Origin of the sequence: Providencia sp. PROV119, assembly GCF_028482435.1 — a bacterium.
Taxonomy (GTDB): domain Bacteria; phylum Pseudomonadota; class Gammaproteobacteria; order Enterobacterales; family Enterobacteriaceae; genus Providencia; species Providencia stuartii.
Map to the genome: position 1 here is coordinate 425956 of NZ_JAMPQL010000002.1, position 16622 is coordinate 442577.

The 16622-nt window shown below is 38.7% G+C and carries 19 protein-coding genes and 1 riboswitch; of the genes, 8 read left to right on the forward strand and 11 right to left on the reverse strand.

The annotated features are described in order from the left end of the window. The first annotated feature begins 92 nt into the window (after window positions 1–92). Window positions 93–482, forward strand: coding sequence for a YkgJ family cysteine cluster protein (locus PSF11_RS04295; protein ID WP_004919036.1), 390 nt, complete (start codon window positions 93–95; stop codon window positions 480–482). 320 nt (window positions 483–802) lie between these two features. Here PSF11_RS04295 and PSF11_RS04300 read toward each other — a convergent pair whose 3' ends face one another. Next, window positions 803–1813 carry a luciferase-like monooxygenase gene (locus PSF11_RS04300; protein ID WP_004919035.1) on the reverse strand — a complete coding sequence of 337 codons (1011 nt, stop codon included), beginning with the start codon at window positions 1811–1813 and terminating at the stop codon, window positions 803–805. Window positions 1814–2069: 256 nt separating this feature from the next. Between PSF11_RS04300 and PSF11_RS04305 the strand changes: the two genes are divergently transcribed. Continuing rightward, complete coding sequence (locus tag PSF11_RS04305) at window positions 2070–2390, forward strand: hypothetical protein (RefSeq protein WP_014658186.1); 321 nt, start codon at window positions 2070–2072, stop codon at window positions 2388–2390. Window positions 2391–2654: 264 nt separating this feature from the next. Next, on the forward strand, window positions 2655–2843 hold the full coding sequence (locus PSF11_RS04310; protein WP_004919033.1) for a YegP family protein: 189 nt from the start codon (window positions 2655–2657) through the stop codon (window positions 2841–2843). Window positions 2844–2920: 77 nt separating this feature from the next. Here the strand turns inward: PSF11_RS04310 and PSF11_RS04315 are convergent, their stop codons facing one another. Further along, window positions 2921–3241: an AzlD domain-containing protein gene (locus tag PSF11_RS04315; RefSeq protein WP_004919032.1), complete on the reverse strand. Its 321-nt coding sequence runs from the start codon at window positions 3239–3241 to the stop codon at window positions 2921–2923. A gap of 2 nt (window positions 3242–3243) precedes the next feature. Further along, window positions 3244–3900 (reverse strand): AzlC family ABC transporter permease, encoded by a 657-nt coding sequence (locus tag PSF11_RS04320; RefSeq protein ID WP_014658184.1) that lies wholly within the window; start codon window positions 3898–3900, stop codon window positions 3244–3246. Between the two features lie 81 nt (window positions 3901–3981). Here PSF11_RS04320 and PSF11_RS04325 point away from each other — a divergent pair, with 81 nt between their 5' ends. Continuing rightward, window positions 3982–4542, forward strand: a complete 561-nt coding sequence (locus PSF11_RS04325; RefSeq protein WP_036943850.1) for a helix-turn-helix domain-containing protein — start codon at window positions 3982–3984, stop codon at window positions 4540–4542. A gap of 94 nt (window positions 4543–4636) precedes the next feature. Here the strand turns inward: PSF11_RS04325 and PSF11_RS04330 are convergent, their stop codons facing one another. Continuing rightward, window positions 4637–4987 (reverse strand): hypothetical protein, encoded by a 351-nt coding sequence (locus PSF11_RS04330; RefSeq protein ID WP_052038360.1) that lies wholly within the window; start codon window positions 4985–4987, stop codon window positions 4637–4639. Window positions 4988–5100: 113 nt separating this feature from the next. On the opposite strand from PSF11_RS04330, the gene PSF11_RS04335 reads away from it, so the two are divergent. Further along, complete coding sequence (locus PSF11_RS04335; RefSeq protein ID WP_072502206.1) at window positions 5101–5277, forward strand: DUF2526 family protein; 177 nt, start codon at window positions 5101–5103, stop codon at window positions 5275–5277. Window positions 5278–5741: 464 nt separating this feature from the next. On the opposite strand, the gene PSF11_RS04340 is transcribed toward PSF11_RS04335, so the two are convergent. The 4 genes from PSF11_RS04340 to crcB form a co-directional block, all read right to left on the reverse strand. Further along, complete coding sequence (locus PSF11_RS04340) at window positions 5742–6926, reverse strand: M20 family metallopeptidase (RefSeq protein ID WP_004919023.1); 1185 nt, start codon at window positions 6924–6926, stop codon at window positions 5742–5744. A gap of 68 nt (window positions 6927–6994) precedes the next feature. Continuing rightward, window positions 6995–8233 (reverse strand): Zn-dependent hydrolase, encoded by a 1239-nt coding sequence (locus tag PSF11_RS04345; protein ID WP_225829578.1) that lies wholly within the window; start codon window positions 8231–8233, stop codon window positions 6995–6997. Window positions 8234–8236: 3 nt separating this feature from the next. Beyond that, the gene (locus PSF11_RS04350; protein ID WP_004919020.1) at window positions 8237–9460 is read right to left on the reverse strand and encodes a hypothetical protein; all 1224 of its coding nucleotides are present in this window, start codon (window positions 9458–9460) and stop codon (window positions 8237–8239) included. A gap of 870 nt (window positions 9461–10330) precedes the next feature. Further along, on the reverse strand, window positions 10331–10711 hold the full coding sequence (crcB, locus tag PSF11_RS04355; RefSeq protein ID WP_014658179.1) for a fluoride efflux transporter CrcB: 381 nt from the start codon (window positions 10709–10711) through the stop codon (window positions 10331–10333). Between the two features lie 104 nt (window positions 10712–10815). After that, window positions 10816–10887, reverse strand: a riboswitch (Fluoride riboswitch). Window positions 10888–11252: 365 nt separating this feature from the next. Between crcB and fetA the strand changes: the two genes are divergently transcribed. Together fetA and fetB are read left to right on the forward strand one after the other, a co-directional pair. Further along, window positions 11253–11906 (forward strand): iron efflux ABC transporter ATP-binding subunit FetA, encoded by a 654-nt coding sequence (fetA, locus tag PSF11_RS04360; RefSeq protein ID WP_004919017.1) that lies wholly within the window; start codon window positions 11253–11255, stop codon window positions 11904–11906. Window positions 11907–11915: 9 nt separating this feature from the next. Next, window positions 11916–12692 carry an iron efflux ABC transporter permease subunit FetB gene (fetB, locus tag PSF11_RS04365; protein ID WP_004919013.1) on the forward strand — a complete coding sequence of 259 codons (777 nt, stop codon included), beginning with the start codon at window positions 11916–11918 and terminating at the stop codon, window positions 12690–12692. Between the two features lie 168 nt (window positions 12693–12860). Here the strand turns inward: fetB and PSF11_RS04370 are convergent, their stop codons facing one another. Further along, the gene (locus PSF11_RS04370; protein WP_004919010.1) at window positions 12861–13250 is read right to left on the reverse strand and encodes a hypothetical protein; all 390 of its coding nucleotides are present in this window, start codon (window positions 13248–13250) and stop codon (window positions 12861–12863) included. A gap of 1122 nt (window positions 13251–14372) precedes the next feature. On the opposite strand from PSF11_RS04370, the gene PSF11_RS04375 reads away from it, so the two are divergent. Continuing rightward, window positions 14373–14663: a hypothetical protein gene (locus tag PSF11_RS04375; RefSeq protein ID WP_004919006.1), complete on the forward strand. Its 291-nt coding sequence runs from the start codon at window positions 14373–14375 to the stop codon at window positions 14661–14663. A gap of 173 nt (window positions 14664–14836) precedes the next feature. Here the strand turns inward: PSF11_RS04375 and PSF11_RS04380 are convergent, their stop codons facing one another. Continuing rightward, a complete protein-coding gene (locus PSF11_RS04380; protein WP_004919004.1) occupies window positions 14837–15577 on the reverse strand; it encodes a YnfC family lipoprotein in 741 nt (246 codons plus the stop codon). Continuing rightward, window positions 15577–16611 (reverse strand): LacI family DNA-binding transcriptional regulator, encoded by a 1035-nt coding sequence (locus PSF11_RS04385; RefSeq protein WP_004919002.1) that lies wholly within the window; start codon window positions 16609–16611, stop codon window positions 15577–15579. Before PSF11_RS04385 ends, PSF11_RS04380 begins: the two co-directional genes overlap by 1 nt. Between the last annotated feature and the right edge of the window lie 11 nt (window positions 16612–16622).

Below are 16622 nucleotides of genomic sequence, written 5' to 3' on the forward strand. Positions count from 1 at the left end.
CGTTTGAGCAACGATTCTAGGCCTCCTGCCTATGTTGCGTCAGCCCGTTTTCTGCGGGTCATTATTTCCAAAATTTTTTAGTGATTTTATATATGACCAATATTACTCATATAATAAAAACTGATCCTGAAAATAATCCCTGTGTAAGTTGTGGTGCTTGTTGCGCTTATTTTCGCGTCTCATTTTATTGGGCAGAAAGCGAAAGTGGTGGTGGCACAGTTCCTCAAGATCTCACTGAGCAAATAACACCATTTATGAGTGCAATGAAGGGCACCAATCAAAAACACAATACACGCTGCACGGCATTAACCGGTACGGTTGGTGAATGTGTCTCTTGTGCTATCTATAGTCAAAGGCCTACCCCTTGCCGCGAATTCGAGCAATCATGGGTTGATGGCGTTCATAATGAAGCTTGTGACCGAGCTAGAGCGGCTCATGGTCTGCCCCCTCTTGAACCCCATCTGCCACAAATCGCTTGTTAGCCGTCTATGACCCAGATTATTCTGGGTTATCTCACTTATCCTCTAAAATAATAGCTAAATGCTACCACGTTGAACATACTCTGCCATTTTGAGTCGCCCTCTAGCATTGGGAAAATAGATCGATTCATTGTGCTCAATTGACAGAGCATCGTTTAAAAACCAGCGTCTTGAATGCAATCTAGCCGAACAGAAGAAGCTTGGGTCTACAGGTCAATACCTCTCGTTATCGCCTGTAGCCCATAAAAATGCGGTTAACTCGTGATGCTAAACGGATTTTATATTAATGGGATAAATAATGTCGCTACCGCTATTCATAAGCGTTACTGCTCTCTCAGCGCCTGCATTGCTTGCATCGCTAATTCAAATGAATATAAGCGGGCTTGATGATCAAAAATTTGCCCATTAACCATGATTTCATCCGCTTGAGTTTGACGTAATACGGATGCTAGCCCATGGCGAATTTTGGCTTTATCCCCCACTAATGACATCCCGAGTGCTTGTTGCACGCCAAATTGTTCAGCAGGCGACCAAATTTTCCCCATATCTTCCACTGGAGGTGGTAATTGTGCAGGCTGACCTCTACGTAACATCACAAAAGCTTGCTGCATAGATGTAAATAAAAACTCCGCATCACGAACAGTATCAGCGGCAATAATATTAATACAAACTATTGCATATGGCTTAGCGAGCCTAGATGAGGGCGTAAAGTTTTCCCGATACGTTTGTAATGCCTGTAATAACAAATCAGGGGCAAAATGAGAGGCAAAGGCGAAAGGTAACCCCATTTGAGCTGCAAGTTGCGCACTGTATAAACTTGATCCTAGCAGCCACACAGGTATCTTTTCACCATAACCGGGAACTGGCCTGACAGGAGGATTAGGATCTGTTGCATCAAACCAATTCACCAACTCAGCTACATCGCGAGGGAAATTATCAATATCATGACTCATATGGCGACGTAACGCTCTCATGGTTTGTTGGTCACTCCCAGGCGCTCGACCGATCCCTAAATCAATTCGATTAGGATATAACGTATTCAATGTGCCAAACTGCTCAGCGATCACTAGCGGTGAATGATTGGGTAACATCACGCCCCCAGAGCCAAGATGCAGTGTTGTGGTATTGGCGGCAAGGTAACCAATCAACACCGAGGTGGCGGCACTGGCAATTCCCGTCATATTATGATGCTCTGCAAGCCAATAACGGTGGAAGCCAAGTTTCTCGGCCAATTGGGCTAAATCTAAAGAGTGAGAGAAAGCCTCCTTCGCAGAAGCGCCTTGTGGAATAGGTGCGAGATCTAATATTGAAAATGGAATTTGTATCTCAGACATAACGGCTCACTTTGTTGCTATTTTGTTATTTAACTACCATGCTAATCGATTATCATGCCGCCTTCCAGCCACTCAAGTAGACACCGCACAAGTGATGCTTTTTTATAGTCCTTGTCGATACGAGCGGGGCTAATTAAGTAGAAAATATGGAAAAAGTGCAGTAATTGTGAAGCTTCGGTCAAAGGAGGTAAAAGCGATTGCGGCAAAAAATGAATTAATTGATTATCTGAATCAATACAAATAAGAGGATATATCAATGAACAAACTAAATTCTGGTTTACTTGCTCTCATGTTAATGTCTGTTGGATTTGCCGCAGCAGCCAACGGCCCTGATAACCGCTCTTCACGCCCACATATGGGGAACCACCACAATGTGTTGTTTAGTGTTGCTCAACAAACAACGACACCGAATGAGACATTGAAAAAATTAGCGAATGACGCACCAAAAGCGGCTGATGGTAAACGTTACCTTGTTAAAATGAGTATTATTGAAGTGCCTGAATATGTGTCAGCAAAACAGAAACCCACATCACAACCAACAAAGAGTGCACCAGCACCAGAGCCTGCTGCACAATAAACGCTAAAATAAAATATCTATAGATGCGACCTTTTAGATTAATATGCAGAATCAAATAGCATCTATTCTTCATATTCGTTATCTTAAACTAACAATAATTAGTTCTATTAATCCTACGATTGCCTCTATGTTATAGAGGCTTTTTTTTCAAATTAAATAGGCTCTGAAACTAGTAAATTTGCCTATTTATTTCTAATCTTAAGAGGCAATAGCGAGTATTGCGACATTCTGAGTGTCCACTTTATACCATTTTTGGAGTCAATCATGGGTTATTTTGAACTGAAAAAATCAACAAAAGACACCGCTCAGCCTTATTATTTTGTTCTTAAAGCGGCCAATCATGAGATTATCGCCAGTAGCGAGATGTATTCAACTAAACAAGCGGCATTAAAAGGGATTGCTTCTGTCCAAAAAAATGCAGCAACGGACGAAATCAAAGATCTTACCGTTTAATTTCCATCCACTCGTTTTATCAAATTATTGTGAATTAAACGCCCTTGTCCGTTTGAACGGGGCGTTTTAAGCTAATATCAAAAAATTAAGCGCAGTAATGCGGTCACCACAGAAGCAGATAACACAATGACAATAAAAGGTTTTTGATACCAAGTAAGCAATCCGGCTACACACACACCAATTATTTTAGGTATATCCGAAAAATGGTCACCTTCAAATACTGTCGAAGTCATCGCAACTGAAAACAAGATCACAATAGCTGCTGCTGAAAACAGAGCCTTGCTATTATCTGATAAAATAATTTTTCCTTTGAGCAAGGCACCCGATGAGCGCATTAGATAAGTGCCCACTGCCAGCAATAAAATTCCACTCAAAATCAGCCATGGGTTATCCATCATTATTAACCTCTCACATATATAACTAAGCTTAATAAGGCCAGTAATACGGGGATCCCTGCTGGTAAAAAGGGAGTAGCGATCACGGCAATCACAGCACCAACGATTGCCGCTAACCGCAATCGCTTATCTTTCAATGCGGGTAATGAAAGCGCCAATATAATTGCGGGGAACATCGCATCCATACCAAGTGTATGAGTATCTTGAATAAAGCTTCCTACACCTTCACCAATCAATACGCCTATTGGCCAACAAATTAATATCCCTAATCCGCATAACCAAAATGCCGCTCTTTTTTCTTTTTCAGTTTCCTGAGATAACCCAAATACCACACTTTCATCATTCATAATATGATAGCCCAATAGCGCTTTTGGGCCTTTCCCCGCTAACTCACTGACGGCAAAGCTAAATGGAATATGCCGTGAATTCACGAGTAACCCCGCCAAGGCAGCAGAAATAGGGCTTCCGCCTGAAAAAATGACCCCAATAAAAAGAAATTCTGACGCCCCTGCTAACACTAAAATAGAAAGAGTCAAAGGAACCCAAAAATCAAATCCTTGAGAATGCGCTAGCGCCCCATATGAGATGCCGACAATTAAATCAGCAAGACAAACCAGTGCAATGTTTTTTACCGTGCTATGATTAAGCGTTGAGGTTAGCATAATGAATCGTTCGATATATAATACGTTTGTTCATTATGTCGGTAGTTATCTAAAAGTGCAATCAAAATAGGAAACTAAAACTTGAGCTCCTTCACTCCACCTATTGAGTTAATCGCCAAAGCATTAGTCAGAGAACGGCAAAAAAGTGGTCTGTCACTCTCCGAACTCTCTCGTCAGGCGGGCATTGCTAAATCGACACTCTCGCAACTAGAGGCCGGAAATGGCAATCCAAGTATTGAAACTCTATGGGCTATCTGTGTCGCTTTAGATGTGCCGTTTTCTCGATTAATTGAAGATAGACATGAGCCAGTCACCGTCATTCGCCATGGTGATGGTATTCAAGTCAGTGCTGAACATGCTAATTATCTCGCTTTTTTACTTTCAGCAGCACCCGTGAACTCACAACGTGATATCTATACTGTGGTTGCTGAGCCTGGGCGAGATCGTATTTCAGAACCTCATATGCGTGGTGTGAGTGAACACATTATTTTGATGAGCGGTCGTGCCATGGTTGGCCCTTTAGATAACCCAACAGAGTTGTTTCCCGGTGACTATATCCACTACCCCGGTGATGAGCCGCATATTATGCGAGCACTTGAGCCAAATACCATGGCTGTCATGATCATTGATAAACAAAATTAGATGTCTACCATTTGACGCATACTCAATAGATAGAGCCTCAGTTATCACATAAGGCTCTATCTGAGTTTTTATCTAATTAAACGCTAGCAAGCGCCTATTCCCAAAAGTAGACATTTTTCTCTTGCCACCCTTTTCTTTTCATACAACTCATATATTCGCGATGGCGGCTATCTTTATTCACATCCAAAACATAACTTTCCGTCTTGGGAACTTTTTCCTCATAAGTTTTCTCTTTACCGCATTCATCGTTTTTCTTGCATTTTTTCGTAATTGTTTCATACACCGTTCTTTGGGCGACTTCGTTACGAACTGGAAATCGCTTAAAAGAATCAAATTCACATTGTGAATCTGCCTCTTGGTAAGTCCATTCCACAGGGCCTATTGGTTCCCATTTTGATGTACAAGCACACAGTAGAAAACACAGCAGTATAACGGTTAATTTCAATATCTTATTCCTATGCTAGATGTAATAAAAAATAAATCATCGACAGCCACAATAAATAATACTACCCACATTCCATGTGTTATAATTTTTAATCATGTCTATTGGAGATAGTTATGCAACACTACGACAATATTGTTAAACACGTTGACGCACTATTAACAGAAAACTCAATCTCAAATATGAATATATTGCTGGCACAGCTTTCTCACGACGCTCAATTAACACAAGAGCAACGTTTCGAGCAGCAACAACGTTTAAGAAAAGCGATATTTAAACATCATGAGTCTTAGCTTAATTGTGATGAGTTTCAATTATTGTTACTCATCACAATATAAGTAAAACTTCACCGAATTATATTAATGAAAACAAGCATGTCAATAAAATAGGCCACTTAAGTGAAATATACAATCATTTGTTTATATTTGACTATGCGTATTTTGGTAAAATATTTTAAACACTATATTAATAATTTATTTATTCGTCGCAAAATCACCATTTTTAATAGAATAAAAATAAAAACGTTCTCTCTCTTTATATTTATAGCTAAATTTTAATCTTAATACTTCACGTATTCTAAAAATTTTAAATTGCGTCTCTTTTAGGGGAGATGATATTTATGGCTAGATTTATTTTTGATGTTCACAATATCCATCAAGGTATCTTGTGATTTAACGATGAGATAAAACGATTCTATCGGCAGGTAAGAATACAAATAAAACCTTGCCGCGATTATCGCGACAAGGTGAACCATCAACTAGAAATTATCCTGTTGTAAATAGGACCATGCATATTGTGCATACAGTTCAGCTCCCGTTGCCATTGCGTCTTCATCAATATTAAAACGCCCATGATGGTGCGCCCACTGTGTATCTTTATCAGGGTTTCCTGAACCTAATAAAGCAAAACAACCTGGAATATTTTCGATATAAAAACTAAAGTCTTCGCCACCTGTCGTTGGTTTTTCAAACATCAACGCATCTTCACCAAATGCTTGTGTAATGACAGATTGCGCCAATAGCGCACTACGCTCTTCATTGATCACAGGCAGTGTTCCATACGTATAAATAACTTCTGCTGTAGCCCCATACATCGCTGCGGTATGTTCTGCATAACGTCTGATAGCCGCTTCAATACGATCCCGAGTTTCGATATTAAAACAACGTACCGTTCCGTCTAATACTGCATTCTCCGCAATAACATTAAAACGCGTTCCCACGTCCATTTTACCGATACTGACCACTGCAGACTCAAGTGCCGATGTTTCCCGTGAAATAACAGCTTGTAAGTTCATCACAAAAGAAGAAGCCACAACAGCCGCATCGACCGTTGCTTCAGGCATCGAACCATGACCGCCACGTCCTTTAAACTTCACGACAAGTAAATCCGCCGACGCAAAGGTTCCCCCCACATTACAAGAGACTTTCCCAGAGGGGGTTGTAGACCAAATATGCATCCCAAAAACGTTATCAACATTGTCAATTGCACCTTGCTTGACCATTTCACGTGCACCTTGAGCAATCTCTTCCGCCGGTTGGAAAATCAACCTTACGTTGCCTTTCAAATCTTCACGAATTTCATACAACGCTTTTGCCGCCGTCAGTAACATAGAGGTATGCGCATCATGACCACAAGCGTGCATTTTTCCTTGATTTTGAGACTTATAGTCTAATGCATCATTCAGCTCAAGTACGGGTAGCGCATCGATATCAGCTCGTAATGCAACGGTTTTTCCCGGTTTACCGCCCTTAATTTCCGCGATAATGCCTGTTGGCTCTGTTAAACGATATTCGATACCGATTTTACTTAACTCTTCCGCAATCCGTTTAGTGGTTCGTACTTCTTCCCATGGCAATTCAGGGTGTGAATGCAGGTCTCGACGAAATGCAATCATATCTGCGGTATGTTTTTTGATTGCTGCTGTAATTGTTGTGTTTACCATTTTTCTACCTTTACCTTCTTATGCACAGACGCCTTCATCTGCTTAATCACATAATACTTCTCTTCACTTTAACACTCTGTTAGCGAACGAACCGTCGCGAACATTACATCGGCTCCTAGCGCAATTTGTGCATAATCCGTCCATTCATCAGGGTGATGACTTAACCCATTACGGCTAGGCACAAAAATTAGCCCCGTGCGCGTAATACCGGCAAAAATCATCGTGTCATGTCCCGCACCACTGACCATAGTGCGATAACGCAAACCTTGCTTTTGTGCATGTTGTACCATCAATTGATGGATTTCAGGGGCTAATTCGGTAGGAGACACATAAAGAGGCTGAACGATATCACTTTGAATATTGCCTTTAGCACTCTCTTGTTTCACCAATGCAATGATCTGCTCGATGGTGTTATGCAAAGCGGATTCATTTCTTGAGCGAATGTCGACGCTAAAAGTCACTTCACTTGGGATCACATTTGCGCCATTTGGTAAGACGTTTAATCGCCCTACTGTTGCAACCGTATTATCCCCAGCGGCAGTAGCAATATCAGGAATTTGGCTAATGATACGGCTAGCGTTGACTAATGCGTCAGCGCGCATATCCATTGGTGTCGTTCCTGCATGTCCCGCCTTACCGCTTAACTTCACTTCCAGTTGTGCAATACCAACAATAATATCTACAATTCCAATATCTTCATTGGCCTGCTCTAGCACTGGACCTTGTTCAATATGCAATTCTAAAAATGCTTTGACTGATGAAGGTGCCAGCACTGCCTCTGCCGCCTTATCTGCATTAAAGCCCGCATCTGCCATGCGTTGCGCTGCCGAAACACCCTGCCTATCTTTCAGTTGATATAGCGTTTGAGTTCCGATAAGCCCAGTAATGACACTTGATGCCATCAAGCCACGACCAAAACTCGTTCCTTCCTCTTCGACTAATGCGATCACTTCAAGAGGGTAACGGGGTTGCAATTGTTGTTCACGAATACGCGCAACCACATCTAACCCTGTCACAATTCCTGCCGGGCCATCAAAAGCGCCGCCATGGGGAACAGAGTCAAAGTGTGAACCAATAATCACAGCAGGCAATCCCTCCTCTGAGCCTTCTAAACGACCATAAATATTACCGATGGCATCTTCTCGAACTTGCAAGCCAAGTGCACGCATTTGCTGTTTTATATAATCACGTGCTTGCTTATCTTGCTCGCTATAGCTCATTCGTGTCGTTCCTTGACCCGGCGTTGCTGTAAATTCAGCCAATTGTTCTAAATGGCGTTGTATTCTTAATGTACTTGTTTCCATCATCATTTACCCTGCAAGCGGTGTAATAAAACCAACCATAATCCCAGCCAATACCACAGAAACCATGGTTACTGAGATAAATCCACCGACTAACATCGGCCCTAACATATGTCCGGTCAAAATTTGACGCTCTTTCTCATCTTTGGTCAGCGCATTGATGGCTTCATTCGTAATGATATAGTCGGCAGGGAAGCCATACAGTGCGGTTAACGACACGGCAAAGGCCATCTCTTTAGAGACACCCAGTATTTTTCCCACAATCCACGAAGCTAAATACATCCCAATAACGGCTGCAATGATCAGCACCAACATAGGGTAGACAAGCCTTAATAACATGTCTGGGGTTGCATGATTCAGAGTGTCAAAAATAAATAGCATTAACGCCATAATGGCAAAACCAAAACCATTCGCTTTTTGTAGCGGTTGTCTTTCCAAAAAGCCCAGTGACGATGCAATAACGCCAAATAGTAAACATAATACAAACGGGCTAATACTCACGATAGGTGCTGCCCATGTAGAAACTAAATAAGCAAGGTACCCCACCGCTGCTAAGCGCAAAAACTTGAAGTAACTGGTATTGTAGTGAGAAGGAATTTTTTTAAATAATCTCGGCATTTCATCTTCTGAAACGACCGTTTTCACTTCAACATTATCGGCCCCTTCAACCGATAATGACGCCTTCCACTGACCATGACGATATTGCTCAAGCACTCGACGCCCTTCACGTTTTAACATTACCGCTGTCAATGGATAACCCGCAAACCCCTGCATAACGTAAATAAGGATGGCAAAAACCGATAGGTCAATAAGACCCGCATCAGCAGCACCTTTAGACATGATCAAGGATGACACGATACCACCGACTAATGGAGGGATCGCCACTAATACTGTATTCAGGTCAAATAACACCATTCCGACAGCATAAATAAAAACAATGATGCCCAAGATCCCTGATAACGAAATTAAAATGGTTTTCCACTGCCGCAACAGCTCTTTGAGTGATAGCAGCGTTCCCATATTAGTAATTAACAGATACATCAACATCACCGCCACGACTTGCGGTATTCCGGCAATGCTGACGATATCTTTAGGGAAGAATGTCCAATAACCGAATAGGAATAAAACAGCACATACAAATACGGAAGGGATCCACGCTTTGGTTCTTACTGCAATAGCATCCCCAATGTATAAAATCAAAACGATAATAAACAGTGCTAACATCTGTGACATAACTTTTCCCCGTCAATATCTGTTTCTAATTCAATTTTCTTTAGATGATAAATTTTATTATTTATTTTTATACAAAATATATTTTTAGTGATGGTGTGATATATAGCCAAAATTAAGATTATTTCGCTGCTATTAATAAAAACAGCAGTAAAAATCATAATATCATCGAAAATCAATATGTATAGATAACGTTCTAGAAGAATGGGCGAATAGCAAAATAGAAGACTCATCCCCTTAGCAGTGACAAATGACACCATAGCGTCATATAACATTAGAATTAGTCTGTTTTTTAGCTAAAGAGCAGCGTTATCGTTCTAATTAAAGCTCATTAACAATGAATAACACTTTAGTTTATTTATTAATCAACGGGATTATATTCTGTTGTCAGATGGAGAGTTTGCAAAAAATATACTTATTATTTTTAGAAAAGAATAATTTTGTAGGCAAGTAAAAGCAGTTATTCCAAACAATCTACTTTATTACTAATTTGTTAAATTTAACCCTCGAAACGTGTTTTTTTACTCACAATAACCATAAAATGACGACTAACCATCACTAAGATCACATACTATCTGGTGATATTTTATCCAAAAATAATGGGGGATTTATTGTCGAGATAGTCTTTAATAATATCATAGCTAAAGTGCGTTAGATTTCTTAAGTCATCCTTTTAGCCATAATGGAAAAATAACCACCTCAAAATACACCATCGTGGAATAACAGACTATTTATTGCTGTTGATCTCGATTTTACAGATCAATTGGGGAAATATTTTACGATTGCCGCTCTCAACACAGCAATATCAGAAGATGATTATCGAATGCCTAACAACCACATTTTTCACCTACATCTATCTACCCTACTCGTTGATTACGACTGAGTGAGCCAGTGGTGACTCATCATGCCTAAAAAAGTAAAAATGAGTGCGCCTATGACATGAATGGCGATTGTGCTCAATGCAACCATTAACTTCCCTTCTTGGATCAACGTTAATACTTCCAAAGAGAAAGTGGAAAATGTAGTAAACGCGCCACAAAAGCCGGTGACAATAAATAGTTTATAATTGGGGCTAATATTGGCATTGGCAAAATAAGAAATGGCAAAACCGATAACAAATCCCCCGACAAGATTGACAAAAACAGTTCCCATCGGAATATTTGGGTATAAGTTATTCAGCTTCAGCCCCACAAACCATCTTAGCCAGCCACCTAAAATTGAGCCTAATGCGATAGAAAAAAGTGATGCATACATACGAAGCCCCTTATCGCGCTTAAGGGGATAAATGAACGGGATCTCTCTCATTTATACCCCAAATATTCAGGGCACATAATACCTGTACCCTATCATTTAAAAAGGTGAACGTAGGCATCATCAGCCCTTTATTTGGACGGTTTTTAAACAGGAGGAATGCCATCTCCTTTTGTTAGAATATCTGCAATTAACAACAAGGTAAATAGCCCCAGCTTTAAGAATTTCTCTTGTTAAACACAATGTAACGTTAATTTCTTTGCACTACCATTAATGACATTCCTATTGCTACATATCGTTATTTGATTAAGCCATGTAATATGGTTTAAAAACCATCAATAGATGTATTTTCTTAATCCTAATCATCTTCTTTATTTGATCCCTGCTCCGCTTAATATGTCAATCTTAGCGTGAATGGCGCATAATATTTTGGATTACAATACAAGGTAAATTCCTTGTTCCGTTTCATGTCGCGAGCAAATCAATGATCAATTATAAAATTGCCTGCATGACTTCACATTAACTCTATGGGCTAAGCGTAAAAATGGATAAAAACCGCGGTTTATTGCAATTAGAAAATATTGGATATGTTATTGATAACAAAACAATACTAGATAAAGTTCAGTTTGATTTATCGGCTGGTGAATTTAAACTCATTACGGGGCCTTCGGGATGCGGTAAAAGCACGCTACTTAAGATCATCTCTTCATTACTTTCCCCTACCTCAGGGCAAATTATCTTCAATGGCAATGACTATTCAACCATCCCCCCTGAGGAATATCGCCAACAGGTTTCTTATTGCACTCAAACCCCCTCTTTATTTGGAGCCACTGTTTACGATAACTTATTTTTCCCTTATCAGATACGTAAGCTACCGTTTAATAAAGATAAAATTTATAAAGACCTTGGTTACTTTTCTTTACCCGATTCAATATTAGAAAAAGGCATTAATGAATTATCTGGTGGAGAAAAACAACGTATCTCGTTGATTCGCAACCTTCAGTTTCTACCAAAAATATTACTGTTAGATGAAATAACCAGCGCATTAGACGAAGCAAATAAAGTAAAAGTTAATGAGCTAATCCACCAGTTAGCGACACAACAAAATATCGCTATTCTTTGGGTGACTCATGATCAGGATGAAATTGCACATGCTGATGACATTATTACCCTTCCCGTCCATAATGCAGATAAATAGGAATGAGTCATGCACCAACCCACTATTACCAATGAATCTCTGGGCTTTTCTATTATGCTTGTTTTGGTCGCTATCTTTATCAGCCATAAAGAAAAACTGGCATTAGAAAAAGATATTATTTGGAGCACTCTACGCGCTATCATCCAGCTATTGATTGTTGGTTATATTCTAAAATACATTTTTAATGTCGATCATGAAGTTCTGACTATCGCGATGGTGATGTTTATCTGTTTTAATGCGGCTTGGAATGCCAAAAAGCGCAGTAAATATATTGATAAAATCTTTTTGACCGCTTTTATCGCCATTACCTCTGGAACACTCTTAACCCTATTAATACTGATCATCACAAAAGCAATAGCTTTTACCCCGATGCAAGTTATTCCAATCACAGGCATGATCGCAGGGAACGCCATGATTGCTGTCGGTCTGTGTTTCAATAATCTAGGCCAACGATTTAGTAGCCAACAACAACAAATACAAGAGATGCTAAGTTTAGGTGCAACACCTAAGGTGGCCTCTATCGCCATTATTCGAGACAGTATTCGCGCATCCTTGATCCCAACTGTAGATTCCGCAAAAACCGTCGGTATTGTCAGTTTACCCGGTATGATGTCTGGATTAATTTTTGCTGGGGTTGATCCATTAGAAGCAGTGAAATATCAAATCATGGTCACTTTTATGTTACTAGCAACAGCCAGCTTATCGACCATTTTGGCAGGTTATATGACCTATCTTAAGTTTTACAATAGCCGCCATCAGTTATTAATCAATACATTAAATAAATAACAATAAAGAAAACGCTTGATAATAGCGACGTTATCAAGCGTTAATCTTTATAGCCAGTTAATTTACAGCTTTGCTAATATTCAAGCCTTTCCTGTAGATACCTAATAATATTAAACAGTTATTACTTTACGTTTTAAATGTTAATAAAAAGTAAAATAAAATATCTATTTACTGACAATATCTTGTCCATAAAGATTCCATGACCGATAAAGGTAACAAATCATAATCACCTTCTACGAGCGGAATCGATAGTGCAATCCTGCCATCTTGATTTTTATACGTTTTTACGGCAAATCGCTTATAACCCTCGATTTTTGCATTTTTAACACGCAGTACTTCACCACAAACATAGCCGACCTCCCCTTTATCAGCCGTTGAGCGAATAAAATTATACTTAATATTCCTAAATGATGCGGATTCAGGATAAGACAAGTAATCTGCCACATTGTATTTGGCCAATTTAATCAGATCTGGGTTTGGCTTATAATTAACCATTACCCCTAATAAAAATGAACAACCAATAAGTAATACAGTAATGAGCAATTTAACCATATTCATACTTTTCGCTCTTGTATAACACAACGAGTAATTTGATAATAAAGACAGATCACTTGAACAGTAGGTATCTTAATCAAGTATTTCTAAATAATATGGATTGAGGTGCTATTTCTAATAGAGATATACATCCTATTAATTACTTAAAGTTACCTTACTATATAAATTAAAATGAACTCTCATCGATTAAAAAATCCTTACAATATAATAGATAGTAACAATTAAATGCTCGCCATTTCAGTCTTTACGCATTCCTTCACACAAACCGAGAGTAATCCTAACAGTAATAATGTTTAAAAATAAGAGTCAGCAATACAGCAAACTGTTACAATTTGTGTCTTCCTTCCAAAAAGAACTCTTGGGTATAACACTCAAAATAGTTATTTAATTTAAGTATTAATCATATTTCATTTTCAAGCATGAATAAACATAAATAAATTATTCAATTAGATAATATGTATTACAGAGTATTAACCAACCCTAAATAGGAGTAAATTGATCATAAAAAAATAAAAACTGTCCTCTCAATTGCAATATATTCTGCAACCTATTCTGTTTTTTAGTGTTTATCACATGATGCTTTTGCTGATATTTGCTTGTATGTATCTTGTTTTCAAGATAACCGACATGAAGAAAATCCTCATCTAAATGATCAGTTACCCTCTTTAGTTGTAGTGTGTTTCTTTATGTCTTTTTATACAAAGTACTCACCTGCATTCTGTCATTAACGTTCTCTATCAATTTTGAACGGGTACGATGATGCAACTTTCCTCTCTCGCGTGGAAACATGCTGTAGTACTACATGCCCATATCCATAAGCTAAATGTTACAACAGACACTAAACATAAAAATAATTTACATATAAACTCAAAAACCACTACTCTTATTGCGAGTATTTGTGTTTCTTAATGCCATATTCATTATGAAAATTAATGATTTTGAGGGAGGTTAGCGACTAGTAAGAAAGGGGCGATTAAATAAAGGCCATACCAGCAAACAACAGCAAATACAGAATATTCCTATAAATAGCCCTTTGATTGAAAAACTAAAATTTTACGGCTAATTTTGACAATAGATTTTATTTTAGTCCGGTAGCATCTACGTGTCTCTCTGATAGGGTGTACCATGACAAACATTCAATTGCTATTACTTGCAACCAACAATTTTAACGCAAGTGCTCCTCTCTCCCATACACATGCATCGTATGTATATCAATTTTATTACGCGCAGATTGCTCACAAGCAGTTAAAGCTTAATGATTTTATGAAGGGATTTATCGAACAAGTTGAACCTATATTGAAAAATAATAGCGATTTATACGATCGACGCGACGAAATCTACCAATTAATTCAAAGCTACTTGCAGCAAGCAGAAACGCGTTTTATTCAAAGAAAAATGCAAATTAATAAAGAATAATATTAAAAAGCGCCTCCTTAGTTTTCACTTAAGAGGCGCTCATCGAAAAAATGTGAGTTTCATTAAATAGACACAAATTCAAGTGCCGTGACTTCTTTTAACGATCCCCTTCGCTTTTGCATGGCACACAAGCTAACTGTTATTTAATCAATAAGTTAATCTTGTGCTTATTGTCACTCCTCAAACTGTGTGTCAATCACGACAGATTGCCGTTGAGTTTGCATCTCTCCATCAACATCATATTTGGTCAAAATTTGACAATTTGTTGGTGCACCAAAATGGTTATATTGGCATTTTCTCTCAGAAATATAGCCCAAATCACCTAACATTTTCTGCTCTATTTGAATATCCGCATAACGGTTTATATCAGCTAATGGCTTGAAGAGAGTTTGCATATATAACTGATTTTTATCATAGTAATTCATTTCCTGTAACTCACCTAAATTACTATATACTACCTTATCAACGGTACCGTTATCCTCTTTAGAATGGATACTCTTAATGTAGTTACGTTCATCATATTCAAAATACGTCGTACCATAAGAGTCTTTTTGGGATATAAAACGGCACTGTTCGTCTAAATCGATGATAATTTCCCCTTCATTGCTGCTGCCCTTCAGTTGGTTATTATCTCTTTTGAGTTGAATATGCTGCTGTATGCCATGAGAAATTGATTCAAAGCTTTCAATGCAACTCTTTTGATCCAATTTTAATTGGATATCCTGTGTCACCGTCTTATCTTCGGTATAAAAAGTCGCTTTTATCTCTTTCACTGGGCCTTTTACTAATACCCCACTAAACAATACATATATATTCTGTACTGCTGGTAAATATCCTTTCGCTATCGATGCCGCTGATACCGTTGATGTTGATAAACCCAATAATGTTAACAAAAAAACAACAAACTTCATCATTATGCGCTTTGCCTTGCTTCGAATTTATAGGGAAAAATAATTTCTTCTTGTTGATGCGGAGAACCACTATCAGGATCAGCTAACCATTTTTGTAATTTTTTCGCCGTTTCTTTCGCCATTTTATTGTAATCAATACGCACCGATGTTAACGACGGGTGAATATAATCACAATTAGACGACCCTTCAACACAAGCCACTGCCAACATAGAAGGCACTTTAATTAACCTTCTTTGGCATTCAAACAAAACACCTAGCGCAATCATTTCATGACTGCATATTACTGCATCTAATTCCGGCTGCCGAGTTAACATTTCACTAATCGCTTGACGACCAAAATCCATTGTCGCCACATACGGTGTCGTAATACTTTGCTCTGCGCTATGATAATGATTTAGCATCGCTTTAGTCCAACCACTCAGTTGTTGGCTCTGTATTTTGCTATCCATCTGAGCACCAATATAGCCTATTTTCCGATATCCCTTTTGCAACATGTAGTTGGTTAGAAAAAATACGGCTTCACCAATATTACTTCTTATATTTAATGAGAATAGATGACTCGACTCCCCCGCCACACCAATAACAGGAATATCAAGGTTTTTGAGATAACTAAATACGCTCTCTGAATTAATCCCACCAAAAATAACCACAGCAGCAGGGTTACTTTGCAGTAACGTAAATAGGACTTCAGACTCTTTTTTCTGCTGATAGTTATGACTACCAATAACAACCTGATAGCTATTTTTATTGAGGACCTCTTGTAATGGTTGCAGAAATGCAGAGCTTGCGTAATCCCTTAATGAAGGCACCAATACAGCAACTGTACGACTTTGACCTGATGCCAATATACCTGCGGCTGAATTTGGTATATATCCTAGCTCAGTGATTGCTTCATTGATTTTTTCTCGCAGTTTATCTGAGACCAAATCTGGTGTACGCAACGCTCTAGATACAGTCATTGAACCAACGCCTGCATATTTAGCCACATCCTGTAGCGTAACTCGTCCTGTATTCTTTCTCTTGCGTATTTTTTCCATAAAAAATTATT

What these genes read in the sequence shown, in the direction of transcription:
- PSF11_RS04295 (WP_004919036.1), top strand. Translation starts at nt 93, where the DNA reads ATGACCAATATTACTCATATAATAAAAACTGATCCTGAAAATAATCCC.
- PSF11_RS04300 (WP_004919035.1), bottom strand. Translation starts at nt 1,813, where the DNA reads ATGTCTGAGATACAAATTCCATTTTCAATATTAGATCTCGCACCTATT.
- PSF11_RS04305 (WP_014658186.1), top strand. Translation starts at nt 2,070, where the DNA reads ATGAACAAACTAAATTCTGGTTTACTTGCTCTCATGTTAATGTCTGTT.
- PSF11_RS04310 (WP_004919033.1), top strand. Translation starts at nt 2,655, where the DNA reads ATGGGTTATTTTGAACTGAAAAAATCAACAAAAGACACCGCTCAGCCT.
- PSF11_RS04315 (WP_004919032.1), bottom strand. Translation starts at nt 3,241, where the DNA reads ATGATGGATAACCCATGGCTGATTTTGAGTGGAATTTTATTGCTGGCA.
- PSF11_RS04320 (WP_014658184.1), bottom strand. Translation starts at nt 3,900, where the DNA reads ATGCTAACCTCAACGCTTAATCATAGCACGGTAAAAAACATTGCACTG.
- PSF11_RS04335 (WP_072502206.1), top strand. Translation starts at nt 5,101, where the DNA reads ATGCAACACTACGACAATATTGTTAAACACGTTGACGCACTATTAACA.
- PSF11_RS04340 (WP_004919023.1), bottom strand. Translation starts at nt 6,926, where the DNA reads ATGGTAAACACAACAATTACAGCAGCAATCAAAAAACATACCGCAGAT.
- PSF11_RS04345 (WP_225829578.1), bottom strand. Translation starts at nt 8,233, where the DNA reads ATGATGGAAACAAGTACATTAAGAATACAACGCCATTTAGAACAATTG.
- PSF11_RS04350 (WP_004919020.1), bottom strand. Translation starts at nt 9,460, where the DNA reads ATGTCACAGATGTTAGCACTGTTTATTATCGTTTTGATTTTATACATT.
- crcB (WP_014658179.1), bottom strand. Translation starts at nt 10,711, where the DNA reads ATGTATGCATCACTTTTTTCTATCGCATTAGGCTCAATTTTAGGTGGC.
- fetA (WP_004919017.1), top strand. Translation starts at nt 11,253, where the DNA reads ATGGATAAAAACCGCGGTTTATTGCAATTAGAAAATATTGGATATGTT.
- fetB (WP_004919013.1), top strand. Translation starts at nt 11,916, where the DNA reads ATGCACCAACCCACTATTACCAATGAATCTCTGGGCTTTTCTATTATG.
- PSF11_RS04370 (WP_004919010.1), bottom strand. Translation starts at nt 13,250, where the DNA reads ATGAATATGGTTAAATTGCTCATTACTGTATTACTTATTGGTTGTTCA.
- PSF11_RS04375 (WP_004919006.1), top strand. Translation starts at nt 14,373, where the DNA reads ATGACAAACATTCAATTGCTATTACTTGCAACCAACAATTTTAACGCA.
- PSF11_RS04380 (WP_004919004.1), bottom strand. Translation starts at nt 15,577, where the DNA reads ATGATGAAGTTTGTTGTTTTTTTGTTAACATTATTGGGTTTATCAACA.
- PSF11_RS04385 (WP_004919002.1), bottom strand. Translation starts at nt 16,611, where the DNA reads ATGGAAAAAATACGCAAGAGAAAGAATACAGGACGAGTTACGCTACAG.